We start from the raw sequence: 19,417 nt of genomic DNA, 5'->3' as shown, positions 1-19,417 counted from the left end.
GCGATAGGGAGTGCTCGATGAAGGCCGCCGTCCTCTATGAAGTCAACAAGCCCCTGGTCATCGAGGATGTCAGCCTGCCGAAGCCCGGCCCGCGCGAGGTGCTGATCCGCACCTCGGTCGCCGGCCTCTGCCACTCGGACCTGCACTTCATGGAAGGCCTCTACCCGCATCCGTTGCCTGCGGTGCTTGGGCATGAATCCGCTGGTGTCGTCGAGCAGGTCGGCTCCGACGTCACCTATGTGAAGCCGGGCGATCACGTCGTCACCTGCCTGTCCGTGTTTTGCGGCACTTGCGACAATTGCACCACCGGCCGCACGGTGCTCTGCACCGACACCACGGTGAAGCTGCTGCCGGGCGCGTCGAACCGGATGCAGTGGAACAGGCAGGAGAAGCTGCACCAGTTCCTCAACCTGTCCTCCTTCGCCGAGCAGATGCTGGTGCACGAGAACGCCATCGTCAAAATCCGGAAAGAGATGCCGCTCGACCTCGCCGCGCTGATCGGCTGCGGCGTCATCACCGGTTATGGCGCGGTGGTGAACACGGCAAAGGTGACAGCGGGCGAAACCGTCGCCGTGATCGGCTGCGGCGGCGTCGGCATGGCCGCGATCAACGGCGCGCAGATTGCCGGCGCCGGGCGCATCATCGCCATCGACACCAATCCGGCAAAGCTCCAGCTCGCCACCAAGCTAGGCGCCACCGACATCATCAATCCCGCCGATGGCGACGTCGTGAAGCAGGTGCGCGATCTCACCAATGGCGGCGTGCATCATTCCTTCGAGGTGCTCGGCCGCAAGGAGACCGCCGAGCAGGCCTTCGGCATGCTCGCCTCCGGCGGCACCGCCACCATCGTCGGCATGATCCCGTTCGGCCAGAAGATCGAGCTGCACGGCTTCGACTTCCTCCGCGAGCGCCGGATCCAAGGCTCCTCGATGGGCTCGAACCATTTTCGCGTCGACATGCCGCGCCTCGTCGATTTCTACCTGCGGGGCCGGCTGCATCTTGAGGACTGGATCTCGGCCAAGCTGAAGCTCTCGGAGATCAACGAGGGCTTTGCCAACATGAAAGCCGGCAAGACGCTGCGCAGCGTGATCGTGTTCGACAGCTGAGCGCTGGCGTCGGTGCTTGCGGACGTCATTGCCGCTCCAAAACAGGTGTCATCGCCTGGCTTGGCCGGGGCATGACAGCGGAGGGTGGATAGCAACGTGCGCGCCTCACTGCCTCACGATCGCGCGGCCGCCATGACTCACCTCACCGCGACACGTGCGCGGACACCGCCAACCACGTCCCGTTCTTCTTCGCCCAGCAATCGGTATATCGCCCGGTCGCCTGCTGTCCGTCCGCAGTGGTGTAGCTCGTCGCGGCATGGATGATGGCGAAATCGCCCATGATGCGGATGATGACGTCATACGCATGCAGCTTGCGGATCGCGATCGGCCGCGCCGTCTGCTCCAGGAAGGCGGCGCGGTCGACCAGTGTCTTGTCGGGATTGGAGCAATAGAACTCCGGCGCGAGGATCTCGTCGAAGCGCTTGACGTCGCAGTTCTGCACCGAGGCGACGTAGTCGCGGTTGAGCGCGGTGAGCTGCTCGAGGTCCTGGCTCATGGTGTTTCCTCCAAGTCACTCCGGGCGCAAAGACGGAAGCGCTAGTCGTTGAACAATGGCGGCGGCACGAACCCGCCGAACTCGCGTTCGATCAGCTCGCCGAGCTTGAGCGGCGTGCGATCCTCGAGGAACGGCCCGATGATCTGGATGCCGACCGGCAGGCCGTCCTTCGACAGGCCGAGCGGGATCGCCGTGGCCGGCAGGCCGGTCAGCGTGGCGATGCCGGGCCAGGCAAGCTGGTCCGGATAGACATGATCCTTGCCGTCGATATTGATGCGGCGCTTCTCCTGCTCGGGCGAATGATCGTGCGGGTAGGCCGGGGTCGGCATGATCGGGCAGATCACCGCATCGAACGTCCTGAACAGGTGCCGCCATTGCGCGCGCAGGCCGGCGCGCGCGCCCTCGTCGAACACCCAGGCCTGATGGCTGGAGGTCATGCCGCGCAGCCGCTCGGCAGCAAGGCTCTTGTCCTCGGGCGAGAGCTGCGCCGCCCCGGCACGTGCGCCGGCGAGGATATCCGGCGGAAAGAAGGCACCGAGAAAGCCCATCAGCATGCGCATGTAGAGCCGCGAGGCCTCCCGGAAGTCCGGAAACAGCGGGCTTTCGCGCGCGACGTTCGCACCGGCGCGCGTCAGCTGCCCGGCCAGCTTCTCGATCGCGCCGCGGATCTCGGCATTCGCGGGCAGCAGGGGATGGCTGTCGATCACCAGTAGGCGGAAATCCTTCAGCCCGGCATGGCGCGCCTCCGGCAGTGCAAGCTTGTACCCGACGCCGAGGTCGAGCGGATCGGGGCCGGCCATCACGTCGAGCAGCAGCGTCAGATCGGCGGCACTCCGCGCCATGGGGCCGATCACCGCCATGTCGCGCTCCATCGGGATCGCGGGGAATGGCGGCGGCGTATGGCCGCGCGTCGGGCAGAGATTGTAGGTCGGCTTGTGCGCATAGACCCCGCAATGGAAGGCCGGCACGCGCAGCGAGCCGCCAATGTCGGAGCCGAGCGACAGCGGCCCATAGCCGGCCGCAAGCGCGGCCGACGAGCCGCCTGAAGAGCCGCCGGGCGTGCGGCCGAGATCGAATGGATTGTTCGTCGTGCCGTAGATGTCGTTGTAGCTTTGCCAATCACCTAAGCCGACGGGAACGTTGGTCTTGCCGAGAATGACGCCGCCGGCATTCTTGACCCGGCTGATCGAGAGCGCATCCTCCGCCGGCCTGAAATCCTTCTGCGGCGGCCAGCCCCAGGTCGTCGGCAGGCCGGCTACGTTGTAGGATTCCTTCACCGTGACGGGCAGGCCGAGCAGCGGCTTGCGCTCGCCGCGCGCCAGGGCGGCGTCCGCTTCGTGCGCGGCGCCGAGGGCGCGGTCGAAATCCCGCACGCAGATCGCGTTGATCTTGCCGTCGTGCCGCTCGATGCGGTCGATCGCGTCCCTGGTGAGCTCGACCGACGAGACCTTCTTCGTGCTCAGCGCGGCCGACAGCTCGACGGCGCTCTTGAAACTCCATTGCGATTTGGCCACGGCGCTTCTCCTGTTCTTTTTGTCAGGCGATGATGCGCAGTTTGGCCGAAGGCCGCAACGGTTGTTTGATCGTGGTTGATCTGTCGGAATGCTAACGAGGCAGCATCCGCTGCATCACACGGTCGCGGTAGATGAAGATGTGAGCGAGTGCGGCGGCGATATGCAGCATGACAGCGATCAGCAGTGCCCATTCCATCGCCTGGTGCAGGCCGTCCATTGCGCGGCCGGCGGCCGCATTGTCGCCCGCCAGCATCGGCAACGGGACGAGGTAGAAGAACGAGACGGACCATCCCCGGAACGAGGCGAAAAACCAGCCCGAAACCGTCGTTGCAAGCACCAAAACATAAAGCAGCCAATGCACGGCTTCCGAGCTCAACCGCTGCCAGGTCGGGAGCGAGCTCTCGGGCGCGACGGGATGGGTGAGGCGCCAGACGAAGCGAAGAGCGGTCAGAGCGAGGATGACGATCCCGATCGAGATGTGGAAGATCATCCCGGCGCCTGGCGTCATGCCGCGATGAATATCAGGCATCAACCAGCCGATCGGATATTGCACGGCAAGCAGTGCCACAATCAGCCAATGGAAGATCTTGGCGGGTCTGCCGTATTGCAATTGGGCCGTCATGGGTACCTCTCGCGCGGCCTACGCGGCCCCGATCAATATCCCCACGGCGAGCACGATCGCGCCGCCGAGCACGATCTGGAACACCGCCTGGAGGAACGGCGTGTCCATGTAGCGCGAGCGGATGAAGGCGATCGCCCACAATTCGAAGAACACGACGACGCAGGCGATCGCCGTTGCGATCCAGAACGCGTTGGCCCAGCTGTCCGGCACGAGATAGGGCGCGGTGTGGCCGAGCCCGCCGAGCGTCGTCATCGCGCCGCAGGTGACGCCGCGCAGCCAGGGCGAGCCGCGCCCGGTCAGCGAGCCGTCGTCGGACAGCGCTTCCGCAAAGCCCATGCTGATGCCGGCGCCGATCGAGGCGGCGAGACCGACCAGGAACGTCTGCCAGTTCTGGTGGGTGGCGAAGGCGGCCGCGAACAGCGGCGCCAGCGTCGAGACCGAGCCGTCCATCAGGCCGGCGAGGCCGGGCTGCACATATTGCAGCACGAACATGCGGCGGTTGGTGCGATCCTCCTCGGCGCGGACGTCGGAACTCAGGATCTCGCCCGTCAGCTTTGCAGCGGTCTCCTCGTGACCTTTCTCGGCTTCGGCGAGATCGCCGAGCAGGCGGCGCACGCCGACGTCCTGGGCCTGTTCGGCGGCCTTCACGTAGAAGCGCTCCGCCTGCATCTCCATGGTCTCGACTTCCCTGCGGATGGCATCGAGCGACAGGTTCTTGGTGAGCCAGACCGGACGGCGCCGCAGGAATCCCTTGACGTCCTCGCGCCGGATCGGCGGCAGATGCGGGCCGAAGCGCTGCTCGTATAATTCCAGTAACATGTGCCGGTGGCCGCGCTCCTCCTCGGCCATCTGCTCGAACAGCTTGGCCGAGTCCGGATAGCGCTCCTTCAAGTCCTCGGCGAAGGTCATGTAGATGCGGCTGTCCTCCTCCTCCGAGGAAATCGCAACTGCAAGCACCTCGCGCTCGGTCAGATCGGCAAAATTCTTCACGACGGCCCTGAATTAAGTTTAGAACTATTCTAAATCATATAAGGCGCCGTGGTTCCCGGGTCAAATCAGGCGGCGCGGGCCGCGGCGAGGAAGTCCAGCACCAATCGGCTGACCTCGGCCGGTTGCTCCTGCTGCACCCAATGGCCGGCGCCGTCGACCAGATGGCAGCCGAGCATCTTCGTGCAGCCGCGTCCCTGCATCGCTTCGAACACGCCGGGACGCTGATGGGTGCCCCAATCATGCTGGCCCGAGATGAAGCAGGAGGGCACGTCGATGCTGCGGCCGGAAAACAGCTGCATCTCGCTGTTGAGAGCGCCCGACGTGCCGTAGCGGTACCATTGCAGCCCGCCCTGAAATCCGGTGCGGCCATATTCGGCGGCGTAATAGGCAAGCTCGCCGTCAGGCAACCATTGATTGGCGGCAATCGCGGTAGACGATGGCATCTCCTTGGCGACGGTCTCCGCCATGGTCTCGCCGGCGTCCATCACGTAGTAGGTCGGCAGCTTTGCCAACTCGCCCGCGGACCATGATTTGAGTGGATACGGCTTGTTGTCGGCCCAGTCCGCGCTCTTGTGATGATAATAGGCGCGCAGGAAATCGTGAACGCCCTGCGGCGCGTGCTGCATGTCGGCGTTGGCCGGACGTGTCGAATAGTACCATTGATAGTGCTTGCGCGGACGCGGCAGCGCGGCGAGCTCGCGATGAACGGGGTCTTCGATCGGAGGCCTTGCGGGAGCATCAACCGTGTTGAACGGCAGTTGAGGCGCTCCGCCGAACGGCGCGCTCATCATCGTCACCGAGCGAAACACGTCGGGCCGGATCAGCGCACACCAGGCCGCGACCGGACTGCCGAAATCATGTCCGACGACATCGACTTGCCTGTAGCCGAAAGCCGACACCAGGGCGAGCGCATCACGCACCAGATTGAGGAGCGAGAACGGGGCGAGGTCGCCGTCATAATCCGCGGTCCATCCCGTGGTGCGGCCATAGCCGCGCTGGTCCGGCGCAATCACGTGATAGCCGGCGTCGGCGAATGTCGGCATCACCTTGCGCCAGGAGAAGGCGAGCTCCGGAAAGCCGTGCAGCAGCAGGATGCAGGGGCGGCCCTTGGTCTCGAAGCCGGCCTCGAGCACATGCATGCGCAAGCCGTTGACGCCGTCGACGTAACGCGAGCGGATGCCGGCGGGGAGAGGGATGTCGGGGAGGGTCGTCATCGTGCTCTCCACTTGAGCTTCTCTTACCCTCCCCTGGAGGGGGAGGGTCGATCGCGCGAAGCGCGAGCGGGGTGGGGTGATCCCTCAGCACGGGCAGTTTACGAAGCGGAGAGACCGTCACCCCGCTGCATGCGAACCGATCCTCCCCTTCCAGGGGAGGATGGGAGTTTGCCGTGCGAGCTCGGCCATTTTACACAGCCGCGCACACGAACGCATTGCCCTTGCGCTTGATCTTGCCGACCGACGGTGACGGGAAATGCGCCGTGCAGCACAGCGTGTCGGTGTCGCAATAGCGTTCCAGAAAGCTGCGGCGCGTCGTCGCCGCCTTGGCCGGATCGACGTCGAACTTGATCGACAGCTCCGGATAGAGCGTCTGCAGCGGGGAGTGCATGAGATCGCCGGAGAACACGGCATCATCCTTGCCGCGGCCCATGGTGATGGCGATATGGCCGGGCGTGTGACCGGGCGTCGGCAGGATGCGGACGTGATCGCCGATCTGATGGTCGTTGCCGACCAGCTCGTGACGTTTCGCCTCGACCACCGGCAGCACGCTGTCGGCGAAAGGCGGGATCTCCGTCTTCGCGTTCTGTTCGAACCAGTGGTCGTATTCCTGCTTGGCGAAGACGTAGCGCGCCCTCGGGAAGGTCGGCACCCAGCGGCCGTTGTCCAGCCGGGTATTCCAGCCGACGTGGTCGACATGCAGATGCGTGCACATCACGAAGTCGATATCGCCAGGCGAAAAACCGGCGGCACCCAGAGCACGCAAATAGGTGTCGTCGGTCTTCATGTTCCATTTCGGCCGATTGGGGCGCGGCTTGTCGTTGCCGATGCAGCTATCGACCAGGATGGTGTGGTGCGGCGTCTTCACCACATAGGACTGGAAGCAGAGCAGCAGCACATCCTGCTCGTCCAGCGCACGTGCCTGCCGCATCCACGCCCGGTTCTCGGCCAGCACCTCGCCCGTCAATCCCGGCAGCATCTCCAGTGCCGGGACGAACGAGGTCTCCTGCTCGATGATGCGGTGGATGGTGAGGTCGCCGACCGAGAATTTCAGGCTCATGAGAACTCCGCTTTGTTATGCGGCCGGCGGCACCGAGATCTTCACGGAGGGCCGCTCCAGCATCTTCTGGTGGAAGGCGTCGAGCTTGGGATAGGCCTTGCGCCAGCCGCAATCGGCGAAGCGGAAATCGGCATAGCCGAGCACGCAAACGAGGCCGATCTGCGAGATGTCGAACGGGCCGTTCAGCACCTCGGGCATGTTCTCGAAGCGCGCCATGCCGGTCCAGGCCCTGTTCCAGTGGTCGTCGGACCAAGCCTGCCATTGCAGGCCCTGCGGCCGCACCATCTTTTCGTAGCGGCACAGCAGCATGGAATCGAGCATGCCGTTGATCAGGGAGTGATTGGTCTTGGCCTTCCAGCGCCGCGGGCCGTAATCCGGGATCAGGCTGCCGCCGGCCATCTCGTTGAGATATTCGACGATGACGTAGGAATCGAGAATGACGTCACCGTCATTGGTGATGAGCACCGGCAGCTTCTTCAGTGGCGTGATCTTCGAATAGTCCTCGTTGACCGTTCCCGGTGCGACGGTCGCGGGCGTGAACTCGATCTTGTCGATCAGCCCAAGCTCGATCGCGGCGATGCGCACCTTGCGGGCGAAGGGCGAGGCTTGGGAGAAGGAGAGTTTCATGGAGGGCATCCCTGCAATCGAACTTGTGCGAACGGTGTCTCCTCCGTCATGGCCGGGCCTGACCCGGCCATCCACGCGCCGCTGCGCGGCAAGAGTGTGAGACGTGGATGCCCGGGTCATCTTGAGCGAAGACGCGCTCCGCGCTTTTGCCCGGGCATGACGTGGTGTGCGGATCGCGGCTTACGCCGCGACGATCTCCTGGCGCTGCTCGCCGAGGCCCTCGATGCCGAGCGTCACGACGTCGCCGACATTGAGGAAGGTCGGCGGCTTCATGCCGAGGCCGACGCCGGGCGGGGTGCCCGTCGTGATGACGTCGCCGGGCAGCAGCGTCATGAACTGCGAGACATAGGAAATGCACTTGGCCATCGAGAAGATCATGGTCTTGGTCGAGCCGTTCTGGCGACGCTGTCCGTTGACGTCCAGCCACATCGACAGGTTCTGCACGTCCTTGATCTCGTCCTTGGTCGCGAGCCACGGTCCGAGCGGGCCGAACGTGTCGTGCGACTTGCCCTTGGTCCACTGGCCCAGGCGCTCGATCTGGAAGGCGCGCTCGGAGACGTCGTTGCAGACGCAATAGCCGGCGACGTAGTTCAGCGCGTCGGCTTCCGACACGTACTTCGCACGGGTGCCGATGATGCAGGCGATCTCGACCTCCCAGTCGAGCTTGGTCGAGCCGCGCGGCTTCTCGACGGCGTCATTCGGCCCGGACAGCGAGGTGTTGGCCTTCATGAAGATGATCGGCTCACTCGGGATGTCGGCGCCGGTCTCCTTGGCATGGTCGGAATAGTTGAGGCCGATCGCGACGAATTTCGAGATGCCGGTGACGGGGGCGCCGAACCGCGGCTTGCCGGAGACCGCGGGCAGCGACGCCGGATCGAGGCCTGCCAGCTTCTTCAGGCTCTCGGGCGAATAGGCCTCACCCGTGAGGTCCTTCACATGCGCCGACAGGTCGCGCAACTGGCCGGATTTGTCGATCAGGCCGGGCTTTTCCGCACCCTTCTCGCCGTAACGAACAAGCTTCATTCTCGTTTCTCCCTTGGGATTGGACCGATCGGTTAACAGCTTCATGGAACAGGGCGGCGGGAAATTCAACCGCCGAAAAGGCATGCATTGCTGCCCTCTCGATTCGGTGGGCGGGCGAGGTCGCGTGCCCCGGACGCTGCGCAGCGCGAAGCGGTGCGCTGCTGAGCCGGGGCCCATGCCGCGGCATTCTGGGTCCCGGCTCTGCGGAGCAGCGTTGCACGCTGCACCGCGTCCGGGACACGAGATCATCCCAACGCCACAAACCTGAACGCATCCCCGTCCCGCTGGATATGCCCGGCCGAAAAGTGCCCGCCGATCACCAGTGTCGGCGTGTCGGCAAAGCGGCCGAACAATTCGCGTCGTGTTTCGGCCGATCGGGCCTGGTCGAAATCCGCGGTCGAGGACCAGTCGAGATGCGCCATCTGGCAGGGGTGATGGGCGACGTCGCCGGTGAGCAGGCCCTGCTCACCGTCCGACCGGATCAGGATGCTCACATGGCCGGGGCTGTGGCCCGGCGTCGGGATCATGCTGATCTCGTCCGACAGCCGGTGATCGCTCGCGATCAGATCGGCTCTGCCGGCATCGACGATCGGCTGCACGGAATCGTTGAACACCGCCGCCTTGTCCGGTTCGGTGGAATGATCGCGCCAGTACTCGTATTCGGTTCTGCCGAACACATAGCGCGCGTTCGCAAAGGTCGGCACCCATCGGCCATCGACCAGCTTCGTATTCCAGCCGACATGGTCGACGTGAAGATGCGTGCACAGCACGGTGTCGATGCTGTCGGGCGCGAAGCCTGCCGCGGCCATCGTCTCCAGGAAAGGCGTCGTGCGGTTATTCCAGGTCGGGACGTTGCGGCCCTGCTTGTCGTTGCCGAGCCCGGTGTCGACCACGATCCGTCGCGTCGGCGTCTCCACCACCAGCGAGTGGATCGACATCTTCAGCCGGCCTTCTTCAGTGGCGAAATGCGGGATCAGCCAGGGCAGCTTCTGGATCTCTTCGTGGCCCGCGAGCGGCAGGATGAAGCGGGTCGAGCCGACCGTCTCCAATTCCACGACCTCAGTGATTTTGACCCTGCCCACCTTCCACTGCATCCGGCGTCTTCCCATGTTCTTGTTTTGATGCCGAAACATGCGGTTTTCCGCCAGGATGCGCAATGGATCATCTGGCGCGATACGGCGTTATCGCGGGAACCGGAGGAGGAGCCATGCCAGAGCTTGCAATATCCGCTGAAAAGGTCGCCTTCATCATCGAGAAGGCGCGCGAATTCGACGTCAAGGAGGGGGATTCCGATCCGGATTCCGGCTCGAACCCGAGCGATGACGATGCGCTCGACGTGCTCGAGGATGATGGCTCCGATCCTGTCGTCCAGGAGCTCGGCAGCTTCATGATCGCGTTGAACGAGGATGAGCAGCTCGATCTCGTCACACTGACCTGGCTCGGCCGCGGCGATGGCACGATCGACGATTGGGACGATCTGCGGTCCCGCGCCGTGGAAGCGCGCGCCGAGTATCGCAGCCCGCGCCGCGAAACCGTGCACTATCTGCTCGGTGACCCCATGCTGGGCGACCTGCTCGCGAACGGGCTCGATGAGTTCGGCATCGACTGGACCGGCGAGCGCACGACGGCCGATTCCTCCGCTCCCAGTCAGCAGGACGAAGACGAGCCGACGAAGCAGCGATGACCTTGCAAAATGCTCTCTCCCCGCATCAGGGGAGAGAGCGAAGGGGCATTACAGCGTGCCGGGGAATGCGCCGCCATCCAGCAGAATGTTCTGGCCCGTGATGAAGCCGGCCTTGGCGCCGCACAGGAAAGCGCAGGCGTAGCCGAACTCGTCGGGCTGGCCGAAACGGCCGGCAGGGTTGAGCTTGGCGCGCTCGGCCAGGATCTGCTGCGGCGTGACGCCACGCTTGTCGGCTTCGCCCTTCGCGGTGCTGGTCAGCCGGTCGGTCTCGAACGGGCCCGGCAACAGGCCGTTGATGGTGACGTTGTTGATCACGGTCTTGCGCGACAGGCCCGCGATGAAGCCGGTGAGGCCCGCGCGCGCGCCGTTGGAGAGGCCGAGAATGTCGATCGGCGCCTTCACTGCGGCCGAGGTGATGTTGACGATGCGGCCGAACTTGCGCGCCATCATGCCGTCCACCGTCGCCTTGATCAGCTCGATCGGGGTCAGCATGTTGGCGTCGATCGCCTTGATCCAGTCGTCGCGGGTCCAGTTGCGGAAATCGCCGGGCGGCGGGCCGCCGGCATTGTTGATCAGGATGTCGGGCTCGGGGCAGGCCTTCAGCACCGCCTCGCGGCCCGCCGGCGTCGTGATGTCGCCGACGATCTCGGTGACCTTCACATCGGGATAGGCTTTCCGGATCTCGTCCGCCGTCTTCTTCAGGGCTTCCGCGCCGCGCGCGGTCAGCGTGACGTCGACGCCGGCCTCCGCCAGCGAAATGGCGCAGGCGCGCCCGAGGCCCTTGCTGGATGCGCAGACGATGGCGCGGCGACCTTTGATCCCAAGATCCACTGTTTCACTCCCGAAAATGGCAGGCAGGTTTTGAACGGGCCGCACTCTAGCCAAATGTGGCGCCGCTGATAAGGGACGGGCTCGCACCAAAATGCATGCGCGTCCGCGCGGCGATGCAAATGCGGCTGAGCTCTAGATCCGCCGCTCCTGCTTGAGGCGGTCGATCGCGGAGGCCGCCTCCGGCGGCAGCGATTTGAAGCCCATCTGGCCGACGGTCGAGAACAGCGGCCGCAGATGCGAACCGGCGAGGAACGGCGGCTGGCGGTTGGCCGGCACGATCTGGTCGAACACCAGCACCAGCGTGGTCGCGACGAGGCCGACCCTGATGGCGCCGAGCGCGGCGCCGCCGAGGCGGTCGCCGATGCCGGCCTCGCCGATGGTGTCGTTCAGTGCCAGGCGGCCGATATAGCCGAACAGCATGCCGACCACCACGAAGATGCCGAACAGCCAGATCCAGTTCTGCAGCAATGGCGCATTCGGATTGCCGGCGATCTGCGGCACGATCAGCGGCATCAGCGCCACCGCGATCGGCGCGGCGAGCAGATAAGCGAGAATGGTCATCGCGCTGCGCAAGAGGCCGGTCCTGAAGCCGAACCCGATTGCGACGGCGAGCGCGGCATAGACGGCGAGATCGAAACTGTTCATGAGTGCAACCCTGCCTCGATGGAACGAATGAACGCCGAACCGATCATTCCGGTTTCAGATCGCTAAAATCGTCTGTATTGGTGGCTCCAAAGCTCGAAAAAACGCGCAAGGAATGCGTCATGTCAGACCTATTCGACGTCAGTAAAGAAACCATCCTCGTCACCGGCGCGAGCCAGGGGCTGGGCCGGCAATTTGCCCGGGTGCTGGCGGCCCATGGCGCAGCCGTCGCGCTGGCGGCGCGGCAGACCGACAAGCTGAAGAGCCTGGAGGAGGAGATCCGCGGCAAGGGCGGCCGCGCTGCCGCGATCGCGCTCGACGTCACCGACACCGCCGCGATCGCGCGCGCGGTCGATGCTGCGGAAGCCGCGCTCGGTCCGGTCACGGTGCTGATCAACAATGCCGGCATCGCCATCGAGAAACTTGCGACCGAGCAGACCGAGGCGGATTGGGACGCGGTGATCGGCGCCAATCTGAAGGGTGCCTATTTCCTCGCGACCGAGGTCGCGCGGCGCATGATCGCGCGCAAGCAGTCGGGCAATATCGTCAACATCGCTTCCGTGCTCGGCACCGGCGTGTTGAAGGCGGTTTCGCCCTATGCGATCTCCAAGGCCGGCATCATCCAGGCGACCAAAGCGATGGCGCTGGAGCTCGCCGGGCAGAACATCCGCATCAACGCGCTCGCGCCCGGCTATATCGACACCGAGATGAACCACGCCTTCTGGTCGACCCCCGCAGGCGAGCGCCTCGCCAAGCGCATCCCGCAGCGCCGCGTCGGCGCCGAGTCCGATCTCGACGGCGCGATCCTGCTGCTGGCGTCACAGGCGTCGCGGTATATGACGGGGAGCGTGGTGACGGTCGATGGCGGGTTCTTGCTGAACTGATCTTCTCCGCGTCCCGGACAAGCGATTTTCGCTCAGGTGTCGTCCCGGACAAGCGCGCCCCAAGCGCGCGCAGATCCGGGACCCATAATCCCAGGAAGTAGTTTGGCGAAGACTCGGAGTTTCCGGTCTCGCGCCATAACTTGTCCCTGTGGCTATGGGTCCCGGATCGGCGCTTACGCTTGTCCGGGACGACAGCGGAGGATGAGGTGACGCCGTCGCCTAACTCGCCCGCATCTCGTCCCTGATCATATCCGCCGCCTTCTCCCCGATCATGATGGTCGGCGCATTGGTATTGCCGCCGATCAACGTCGGCATGATCGAGGCGTCGACGACGCGCAATCCCGCGACGCCGCGCACCTTCAGGACCGGATCGACCACGGCCATCGCATCCGTTCCCATCTTGCAGGTGCCGACCGGGTGATAGACGGTGTCGACGCGCTCGCGCAGGATGCTGCGGATGTCGTCGTCGGTTCGGACGTTGGACGTGAACATGTCCTTCTTCTGCAGCGCGCGCAGCGCGGGCGTCTCCATCAAGCGGCGCGTCGTCTTGAAGCCTGCGACCATCCTCTCGACATCCTCTTCCTCGCCGAGGAAATTCGGATCGATCATGGGAGCTGCGAGCGGATCGGCGCTTTTGAGCCAGACGCTGCCGCGGCTCTTCGGCCTGAGCAGGCAGACATGGCACGAGAAGCCCGCCTCCTTGTGCTTCTTGCGGCCGTGGTCGTCGAGCATCGCGATGACGAAGTGGAGCTGGATGTCGGGCACGTCGAGATGTGCCTGCGTCTTCAGGAAGCCGCCGCATTCGGCGAAATTCGTCGTCATCAGGCCGCGCCGTTCGCGGCGATATTGCTGGATGGCACGGAGCAGGGATGGCAGCCGGCCGAGCGAGGCGTGAACGAAGTGCGGATAGTCGGAGGCGTAGACGAACACGAAATCCGGGTGGTCCTGCAGATTGCGCCCGACGCCCGGCAGATGATGCACGACGCCGATTCCGTGTGCGCGAAGCGCCTCGCCGTCGCCGATGCCCGACAGCATCAGCAATTGCGGGGATTGGAAGGCGCCGCCGGCGAGGATCATCTCGCGGCGCGCGCGCAGCTGCCTCTTCTGCTTGCCCTGCACATATTCGATGCCGACCGCGCGCCCTCCTTCGAACAGGATCTTCGTGGCGTGCGCGCCCGTCTCGACCCGCAGATTCGCGCGCTTGTCCATGTGGGGCTCTATGTAAGCGCGCGCCGCGCTCCAGCGCTCGCCATTGTGCTGCGTCGCCTGGTAGCTGCCGAGCCCTTCATGGTCCTCTTCGTTGAAGTCCTCGCGGATTCGGAACTGCGCCTCGCGTGCGGCCTGATGGAAGATGTCGTGGATCGGATTGTCCGAGCGCAGGCGGTTGACATGCAGCGGACCATCCTTGCCGTGATATTCGCCGTCGAAATCGGAATTGTTCTCCGAGCGCTTGAAATAGGGCAGCACGTCCGCATACGACCAGCCGGCATTGCCGAGCGAAGCCCAATGGTCGTAGTCCGATTTGTGGCCGCGGATGTAGACCATGGCGTTGATCGCCGAGGAGCCGCCGAGCCCCTTGCCGCGCGGCTGATAGCCGATACGGCCGTTCAATCCCTTCTGCGGCATCGTGTCGAAGGCCCAGTTGGCCGCCTGGTAGGGCAGGGCCAGTCCGAACGGCGTGGTGATCCGCCAGCTGTCGTTTCGTCCACCTGCGTCGAGCAGCGCGACGGATGTCCCCGCATCCTCCGACAGTCGCCCCGCCACCGCGCAGCCGCCCGAGCCCGCGCCCACGACGACGAAATCGAATGTGTCAGTCACTGCTAGTTTCCCCCTATTGCATTGTCTTTTCGTCATTGCGAGCGCAGCGAAGCAATCCAGAATCCATCCGCAGTGACAGTCTGGATTGCTTCGCTGCGCTCGCAATGACGGTGTTCGACGACCTACGACATGAACCGCATCAGCTTCTCCAGCCGCGCGATCTTGCCGCCATAGGGCGGATAGAGGTCGGCGAGGCGGTTGAACTTGGAGCGGTAGAACACCGGTTTCAGCTTGCTGAACGTGCGAAAGCCCCATTCGCCGTGATAGGCACCGGTGCCGGATGCGCCGACGCCGCCCATCGGCTGGTTGATTTGCGTGAAGTGAAACAGGCAGTCATTGATGGTGACGCCGCCGGAGATGGTCCGTGCCAGCACTTCATCGCGTGCGGCGTCGTCCTTGCCGAACCAATAGAGGGCAAGCGGCCGGTCGCGATGGTTGATGAAGGCGATGGCCTCCGCCCGATCGCGATAACCGAGCACGGGAAGCACCGGACCGAAGATCTCCTCCTGCATCGCCGCCATCGCCTCGGTCGCACCGACGATCAGCGTCGGCGGGAATTTGCGGTGCGCTTTCCAGTTCGGATCGTCCGCCTTCGCCGGCTGCAGGATTTTTGCGCCGCGCTGGGCAGCGTCCGCGACGAGGCCCTCAAGCCGGGCATAATGCCGGTCCGAGATGATCGAGGTGTAGTCCTTGTTCGAAGGATCGGTGCCGAACATCCGCCGCATGTGGGCGCGCACCTTCTCGGCAAAGGCCTGCAACGCCGGTTCGGGCACCAGCACATAATCCGGCGCGATGCAGGTCTGCCCGGCATTGAGCAGCTTGCCGTAGGCGATGCGCTCGGCCGCTTCCTCGAGATCGGCCGAGGCGTCGATGATCGCAGGCGACTTGCCGCCGAGCTCGAGGGTAACAGGCGTCAGGTTGCGCCCCGCGGCCTCCGCGACCAGCCGCCCGACCCGGGTCGAGCCGGTGAACACGAGATGATCGAGCGGCAGGCGCGCAAAGCCTTGCGCGATCTCGCTCTCGATGCCGGTGACGAGCAGCTCCGTCGCATCGAACTTGGCGGCGATCGTCTCCTTCAGCAGCGCTGAAAAATGCGGCGTCAGCTCGCTCGGCTTGACGAGGACGCGGTTGCCGGCGGCGAGCGCGCCGATGGCAGGCGCCAGCGTCAGCTGCAGCGGATAATTCCACGGCGCGATGATGCCGACGACGCCGAGCGGCTGCGGCATCAGCCGGTTGCGGGCGGGGAGGAATTGCAGCGCGGTGGCGATCCGCTGCGGCGCCATCCAGGCCTTCAGGTGCTTCGTCGCGTGCCGCATCTCGGAGAACAGCAGCATGGTCTCGGCGATGGTGGTCTCGACCGCCGAGCGGTGACCGAAATCGGCGGAGATCGCCTGCCGGAAACGCTCTTCATTGTCGGCGACGACGCTGCGCAGCCGCGCCAGCCGGTCGAGCCGCTCGGCAAGGCCGGGCGCCGGCTCGTCCCGCGACCGCGCGACCATGGCGTGGAAGGCTTCCTCCAGCGCTCCGACCGGGGCGCTCGTCAGGGATTTATCCACGGCGTTCCTCCTCAAGGGCGCGTTTCGGCCCTCATCTTGTTGCCGCAAGCTGGCCCTTTGTGGAACTTCTGGCAAGAGCATAGGGAACGCGGCGGAAATCGGTCGATTCCCCTGTCATAAAGTCGAAAAAAACGTTCCCGCAGCCCTTTCCAAAGGCAGCTTGGGTTGGTACATACGCCCCGCACCCGAGGGCTTTGCCCGGGGTTGCCTTCCAAGGAAGCCTTTGGGACGGAAGAGGAAAGCCACGCGAACAGCGCAGGCCTCAACCGATCGTCCCCGGGACTGAACTGAAGGCGCGCAGGCGTTTAACGCGGGGTGGAGCAGCCCGGTAGCTCGTCAGGCTCATAACCTGAAGGTCATAGGTTCAAATCCTATCCCCGCAACCAAATTCGGATTTGACCGGATCCGAGACGAAAATGGCCCGCATGATGCGGGCCATTCTTTTTTTGGGGACGGTCTCCGAGCGGGCCCGCGCCAGAGCAGGGCCCGACGCCGCCGTGGCGAAAGCTTACTTGGCGGAGTGCTCCTGCCGAACCTCTGCCGAGGTCTCCGCCTTCCGCGACTTGGTCGCGTAAGGGCAGACCATGGTCAGGTTGAGCAGCGTGGGTGCCTGGTCCTCGCCATTGCCGTATTCCCAGACCAGACGAATCTCGTGCTGGTCGGAATTGACGTCGTTCTGCTGATGCTGCCGGATGTCGGCCTTCATCGGGATCGGCGGCTCCGAGTTGAAGCATTTGCGGATGGAGGCATCCAGCAGCGCGCATTTGGTTGGCGGCACCACGACGCGCTCGTCGTTCGACAGCGGCGTGGTGTTGGGCTGGGCGGTGAGCTGAAGACGGGCATGGCCGAGCGCCCTGAACCACACCTTGCCGCTGCCGTTCGGCCACGTGTCGAGCGGCGAGAGGATCGGCTGATACTGGCCGTATTCCATCGTCTCGATGTCGATCTGCTTGGAGGCTTTGAGTCTCGCCACGCTCTTCTTCATGTTTTCGAGCGGGTAGTAATTGGCATTCATCAGGTTCTTGTAGTTTTGGTCGTCGTAAATTCCGCCCATCGATCGCTCCCGATCTTCGCCCGAGCACTGGCACGCGTGCCGGCGAGACATTCCAAAGCAGCGTGACCCATGATGAACCACGCTTGTGCCGCAAAGCCTACGCTGCGAACGCTATCATTCGTGAAGATGCGACGTCAACGAAAGCAACCTGAGAGCGTCGTGGTGCGACCTTGCGCTGCTACTTGTCCGCCGCATTCGCCAAGCTCAGCGGGCCCTGTGCACCGGTCATGCGCGGCCCCCAGCGGGTAAACGCAACTGCTGCACAAGAGAGAAGGCCGAGCAATATCATCGACGCGGCCGTCAGCATGAAGAAGCTCTCGGCTGTTGCCGCCTGCGATGTCAGATACCAGCCGCCAAGGATGATGAAGAGCAGGCGCGCCGTCTGCGCCAGCACGGGACCGAGCACGTTGCCCGCGCCTTGCGACGAGAAATACATCGCCGAGGCAAGGCCGATAAAGGCGTAGAACGGGGCGACGGTCCGGAGAAATTGCCGGCTGGCGGCATGCGCTTCGGCATTGTCGGTGAAGAGGCTGACCCAAGGATCCGGGAAGAGCGCCACCGCGCTTGCGAGCCCGCCGACCACGACGAGCGCGACAAGACCGGTCGTCCAGGCAATACGGCGGGCCCGCGGGATGCGCCCCGCGCCGATCGCTACGCCGATCATCGGTACCGACCCGATGCCGACGGAGAAGGCAATGGTCGCGAGCACGTATTCGAGGCGTGCGCCAATGCCGGAGGCGGCGAGCACGGCGGTCCCGAACCCGGCCAGCATATGGGTGAAGATCAGGCCGGTGAGTGCATTTTGCAGCGGGGAAAAGCAGGCGACCACGCCAACCTTGAGAATGTCGACAAACAAGGGCCATTGCGGGCGAAACCCGCGCAGCCGGGGAGCGATGCGGCTCCGGCCCGAGAACAGATACCAGGCCATGATCGCGATGTTGATCGAGAAAGCAACCAGAGTCCCTGCCGCGACTCCCGGCATCCCAAATCGTGGGATCGGACCGAGGCCGAGACCGAGCGTGCCGCCGAGGATGGTCTGGCAAACCGCGGAGTTCACGATCATCAGCGACGGCAATTTCATGTTGCCGGTGCCGCGCAGGATGCTGGCTAGAATATTGACCAGCCAGGTCAGCACGGCTCCGCCGAAATAGATCTCGCTGTAAGCGATTGCCTGCGCCAAAACGTCGCCCCTGCCACCGAGCAGCTCCAGCAATTGCCTGCCGCCGATCTGCATGCCCAGCATGAAGACGAGACCGAAGAAGACTGCGATCAGAAGCGCGTGTGTGGCGAGGCTCTCGGCGCGATCGCCGTCACCCGCACCGAGCGCGCGTGCAATAGCTGAGGATACGCCCCCACCCATGGCAGCCCCCGAAATGCTCATGGTGAGCATCACACAGGGAAACACCAGCGCCATCGCCGCCAGCGATTCGACTCCCAGTTGTCCGATGTAGGACGTCTCCGCGATCGCGACCAGCGTCCCGGCCGAGAATGCGATGGCATTCGGCAAGGCCAGTGAGAGCAGCGTGCGCAGGACAGGTCCGTCGAGCAGCTTCTTCGCGGCTGCTTGCGCGGTCGGCGGCAACGGACCGTCTCCTTTCGCTTTGCGGGCGGGCGTCTACATCGGAGCATCCGTCCCCGGGGGCTAGGATGGTGCTCAGGATCTATGCGGACAGACCATCGTCAGATTCAGCAACGTCGGCGTGTCTGATCCTTTCTTGTACTCCCACTCCAGCCGGATCTCGTGCCGGTGAGCGTAAGCGTCGCTGGCCGCGTGGGTGATGATCTTCGTCTTCATCGGGATCGGCGGCTCGGAGTTGAAGCACTTCCGGACGCAGGCATCGAGCAGGTCACATCGCGTCAGCGGGATGACGCCGGGCTCGTCCCTGGAGAGCGGGACCGTGTTCGGCTGGGTGCTGAGGTCGACCCGGGCGCGGCCCTTCTCCTTGTGCCAGTACTTGGCGCTGCCCTGCGGCCACTTCGACGGCGGGTTCAGGATCAAATGGTACTGGCCGTATTCGAGGGTCGGAAGGTCGATGTCGTCCGATGCCTTGAGCTTGGCCACGCTCCTTTTCATGTTCGCCAAGGGATAGTAGTTGGCATTCATCAAGTCTCGAAATGCCCTGCCGCTATATACCAGTCCAGCCATCGCCCCGTTCCCCGATATGTCTGTTTGTCAAAGACTGTCGTGTCTGGCCGCAATACGCGATATGGCGGCCGATCGCACAATTTGTTGTGTGCAGGCACGCTACCACCCACGACTGTACTACGTCCAGAAGGGCACCATCCGGTAACATCG

Annotated in this window: 19 protein-coding genes and 1 tRNA gene; 4 read left to right on the top strand and 16 right to left on the bottom strand. The window is 64.3% G+C overall.

Going from position 1 to position 19,417, the window contains the following annotated elements:
- The first annotated feature begins 17 nt into the window (after positions 1-17).
- On the top strand, positions 18-1,106 hold the full coding sequence (locus tag Q0743_RS18980) for a Zn-dependent alcohol dehydrogenase (RefSeq protein WP_097662194.1): 1,089 nt from the start codon (positions 18-20) through the stop codon (positions 1,104-1,106).
- Positions 1,107-1,248: 142 nt separating this feature from the next.
- Here the strand turns inward: Q0743_RS18980 and Q0743_RS18975 are convergent, their stop codons facing one another.
- From Q0743_RS18975 to Q0743_RS18935, 9 genes are all read right to left on the bottom strand, one after another.
- The gene (locus Q0743_RS18975; protein WP_298243031.1) at positions 1,249-1,602 is read right to left on the bottom strand and encodes a nuclear transport factor 2 family protein; all 354 of its coding nucleotides are present in this window, start codon (positions 1,600-1,602) and stop codon (positions 1,249-1,251) included.
- A 41-nt stretch (positions 1,603-1,643) separates the two neighbouring features.
- Positions 1,644-3,116 carry an amidase gene (locus Q0743_RS18970; RefSeq protein WP_298243030.1) on the bottom strand — a complete coding sequence of 491 codons (1,473 nt, stop codon included), beginning with the start codon at positions 3,114-3,116 and terminating at the stop codon, positions 1,644-1,646.
- Between the two features lie 91 nt (positions 3,117-3,207).
- On the bottom strand, positions 3,208-3,738 hold the full coding sequence (locus tag Q0743_RS18965; protein WP_298243029.1) for a cytochrome b: 531 nt from the start codon (positions 3,736-3,738) through the stop codon (positions 3,208-3,210).
- A gap of 18 nt (positions 3,739-3,756) precedes the next feature.
- Positions 3,757-4,728: an iron exporter MbfA gene (mbfA, locus tag Q0743_RS18960; protein ID WP_142250156.1), complete on the bottom strand. Its 972-nt coding sequence runs from the start codon at positions 4,726-4,728 to the stop codon at positions 3,757-3,759.
- 65 nt (positions 4,729-4,793) lie between these two features.
- Positions 4,794-5,942 (bottom strand): alpha/beta hydrolase, encoded by a 1,149-nt coding sequence (locus Q0743_RS18955; protein WP_298243028.1) that lies wholly within the window; start codon positions 5,940-5,942, stop codon positions 4,794-4,796.
- 190 nt (positions 5,943-6,132) lie between these two features.
- The gene (locus Q0743_RS18950; protein ID WP_298243027.1) at positions 6,133-7,002 is read right to left on the bottom strand and encodes an MBL fold metallo-hydrolase; all 870 of its coding nucleotides are present in this window, start codon (positions 7,000-7,002) and stop codon (positions 6,133-6,135) included.
- 15 nt (positions 7,003-7,017) lie between these two features.
- Positions 7,018-7,629, bottom strand: coding sequence for a glutathione S-transferase family protein (locus Q0743_RS18945; RefSeq protein ID WP_298243026.1), 612 nt, complete (start codon positions 7,627-7,629; stop codon positions 7,018-7,020).
- Between the two features lie 180 nt (positions 7,630-7,809).
- Complete coding sequence (locus Q0743_RS18940) at positions 7,810-8,652, bottom strand: fumarylacetoacetate hydrolase family protein (RefSeq protein ID WP_298243025.1); 843 nt, start codon at positions 8,650-8,652, stop codon at positions 7,810-7,812.
- Between the two features lie 245 nt (positions 8,653-8,897).
- Positions 8,898-9,746, bottom strand: coding sequence for an MBL fold metallo-hydrolase (locus Q0743_RS18935; protein WP_298243024.1), 849 nt, complete (start codon positions 9,744-9,746; stop codon positions 8,898-8,900).
- A 113-nt stretch (positions 9,747-9,859) separates the two neighbouring features.
- On the opposite strand from Q0743_RS18935, the gene Q0743_RS18930 reads away from it, so the two are divergent.
- Positions 9,860-10,336 (top strand): DUF3775 domain-containing protein, encoded by a 477-nt coding sequence (locus Q0743_RS18930; RefSeq protein ID WP_298243023.1) that lies wholly within the window; start codon positions 9,860-9,862, stop codon positions 10,334-10,336.
- A gap of 48 nt (positions 10,337-10,384) precedes the next feature.
- Here Q0743_RS18930 and Q0743_RS18925 read toward each other — a convergent pair whose 3' ends face one another.
- Both Q0743_RS18925 and Q0743_RS18920 read right to left on the bottom strand, forming a co-directional pair.
- Entirely contained in the window at positions 10,385-11,167 is a 783-nt protein-coding gene (locus Q0743_RS18925) for an SDR family oxidoreductase (RefSeq protein WP_097660072.1), read from the bottom strand.
- 132 nt (positions 11,168-11,299) lie between these two features.
- The gene (locus Q0743_RS18920; protein ID WP_298243022.1) at positions 11,300-11,812 is read right to left on the bottom strand and encodes a CvpA family protein; all 513 of its coding nucleotides are present in this window, start codon (positions 11,810-11,812) and stop codon (positions 11,300-11,302) included.
- A 119-nt stretch (positions 11,813-11,931) separates the two neighbouring features.
- Between Q0743_RS18920 and Q0743_RS18915 the strand changes: the two genes are divergently transcribed.
- Positions 11,932-12,693 carry an SDR family NAD(P)-dependent oxidoreductase gene (locus Q0743_RS18915; RefSeq protein WP_298243021.1) on the top strand — a complete coding sequence of 254 codons (762 nt, stop codon included), beginning with the start codon at positions 11,932-11,934 and terminating at the stop codon, positions 12,691-12,693.
- Between the two features lie 219 nt (positions 12,694-12,912).
- On the opposite strand, the gene Q0743_RS18910 is transcribed toward Q0743_RS18915, so the two are convergent.
- Both Q0743_RS18910 and Q0743_RS18905 read right to left on the bottom strand, forming a co-directional pair.
- The gene (locus Q0743_RS18910) at positions 12,913-14,511 is read right to left on the bottom strand and encodes a choline dehydrogenase (RefSeq protein WP_298243020.1); all 1,599 of its coding nucleotides are present in this window, start codon (positions 14,509-14,511) and stop codon (positions 12,913-12,915) included.
- Positions 14,512-14,633: 122 nt separating this feature from the next.
- Positions 14,634-16,067, bottom strand: coding sequence for a coniferyl aldehyde dehydrogenase (locus tag Q0743_RS18905; protein ID WP_298243019.1), 1,434 nt, complete (start codon positions 16,065-16,067; stop codon positions 14,634-14,636).
- 309 nt (positions 16,068-16,376) lie between these two features.
- On the opposite strand from Q0743_RS18905, the gene Q0743_RS18900 reads away from it, so the two are divergent.
- Positions 16,377-16,453 (top strand) — tRNA-Met (locus Q0743_RS18900).
- Positions 16,454-16,575: 122 nt separating this feature from the next.
- On the opposite strand, the gene Q0743_RS18895 is transcribed toward Q0743_RS18900, so the two are convergent.
- The 3 genes from Q0743_RS18895 to Q0743_RS18885 all read right to left on the bottom strand — a co-directional run bounded on the left by Q0743_RS18895 (position 16,576) and on the right by Q0743_RS18885 (position 19,267).
- On the bottom strand, positions 16,576-17,121 hold the full coding sequence (locus tag Q0743_RS18895; RefSeq protein ID WP_298243018.1) for a hypothetical protein: 546 nt from the start codon (positions 17,119-17,121) through the stop codon (positions 16,576-16,578).
- Between the two features lie 178 nt (positions 17,122-17,299).
- On the bottom strand, positions 17,300-18,703 hold the full coding sequence (locus Q0743_RS18890; protein WP_298243017.1) for an MATE family efflux transporter: 1,404 nt from the start codon (positions 18,701-18,703) through the stop codon (positions 17,300-17,302).
- 72 nt (positions 18,704-18,775) lie between these two features.
- Positions 18,776-19,267, bottom strand: coding sequence for a hypothetical protein (locus Q0743_RS18885; protein ID WP_298243016.1), 492 nt, complete (start codon positions 19,265-19,267; stop codon positions 18,776-18,778).
- Positions 19,268-19,417 lie beyond the last annotated feature (150 nt).

This window comes from uncultured Bradyrhizobium sp. (assembly GCF_936943645.1).
Classification (GTDB): Bacteria; Pseudomonadota; Alphaproteobacteria; order Rhizobiales; family Xanthobacteraceae; genus Bradyrhizobium.
This window is presented reverse-complemented; position numbering and strand designations above follow the sequence as displayed.

Coding starts and splice junctions, on each gene's coding strand:
- Q0743_RS18920 (WP_298243022.1), bottom strand. CDS start 11,812: ATGAACAGTTTCGATCTCGCCGTCTATGCCGCGCTCGCCGTCGCAATC.
- Q0743_RS18895 (WP_298243018.1), bottom strand. CDS start 17,121: ATGGGCGGAATTTACGACGACCAAAACTACAAGAACCTGATGAATGCC.
- Q0743_RS18980 (WP_097662194.1), top strand. CDS start 18: ATGAAGGCCGCCGTCCTCTATGAAGTCAACAAGCCCCTGGTCATCGAG.
- Q0743_RS18955 (WP_298243028.1), bottom strand. CDS start 5,942: ATGACGACCCTCCCCGACATCCCTCTCCCCGCCGGCATCCGCTCGCGT.
- Q0743_RS18915 (WP_298243021.1), top strand. CDS start 11,932: ATGTCAGACCTATTCGACGTCAGTAAAGAAACCATCCTCGTCACCGGC.
- Q0743_RS18950 (WP_298243027.1), bottom strand. CDS start 7,002: ATGAGCCTGAAATTCTCGGTCGGCGACCTCACCATCCACCGCATCATC.
- Q0743_RS18940 (WP_298243025.1), bottom strand. CDS start 8,652: ATGAAGCTTGTTCGTTACGGCGAGAAGGGTGCGGAAAAGCCCGGCCTG.
- Q0743_RS18965 (WP_298243029.1), bottom strand. CDS start 3,738: ATGACGGCCCAATTGCAATACGGCAGACCCGCCAAGATCTTCCATTGG.
- Q0743_RS18945 (WP_298243026.1), bottom strand. CDS start 7,629: ATGAAACTCTCCTTCTCCCAAGCCTCGCCCTTCGCCCGCAAGGTGCGC.
- Q0743_RS18975 (WP_298243031.1), bottom strand. CDS start 1,602: ATGAGCCAGGACCTCGAGCAGCTCACCGCGCTCAACCGCGACTACGTC.
- Q0743_RS18885 (WP_298243016.1), bottom strand. CDS start 19,267: ATGGCTGGACTGGTATATAGCGGCAGGGCATTTCGAGACTTGATGAAT.
- Q0743_RS18935 (WP_298243024.1), bottom strand. CDS start 9,746: ATGCAGTGGAAGGTGGGCAGGGTCAAAATCACTGAGGTCGTGGAATTG.
- Q0743_RS18930 (WP_298243023.1), top strand. CDS start 9,860: ATGCCAGAGCTTGCAATATCCGCTGAAAAGGTCGCCTTCATCATCGAG.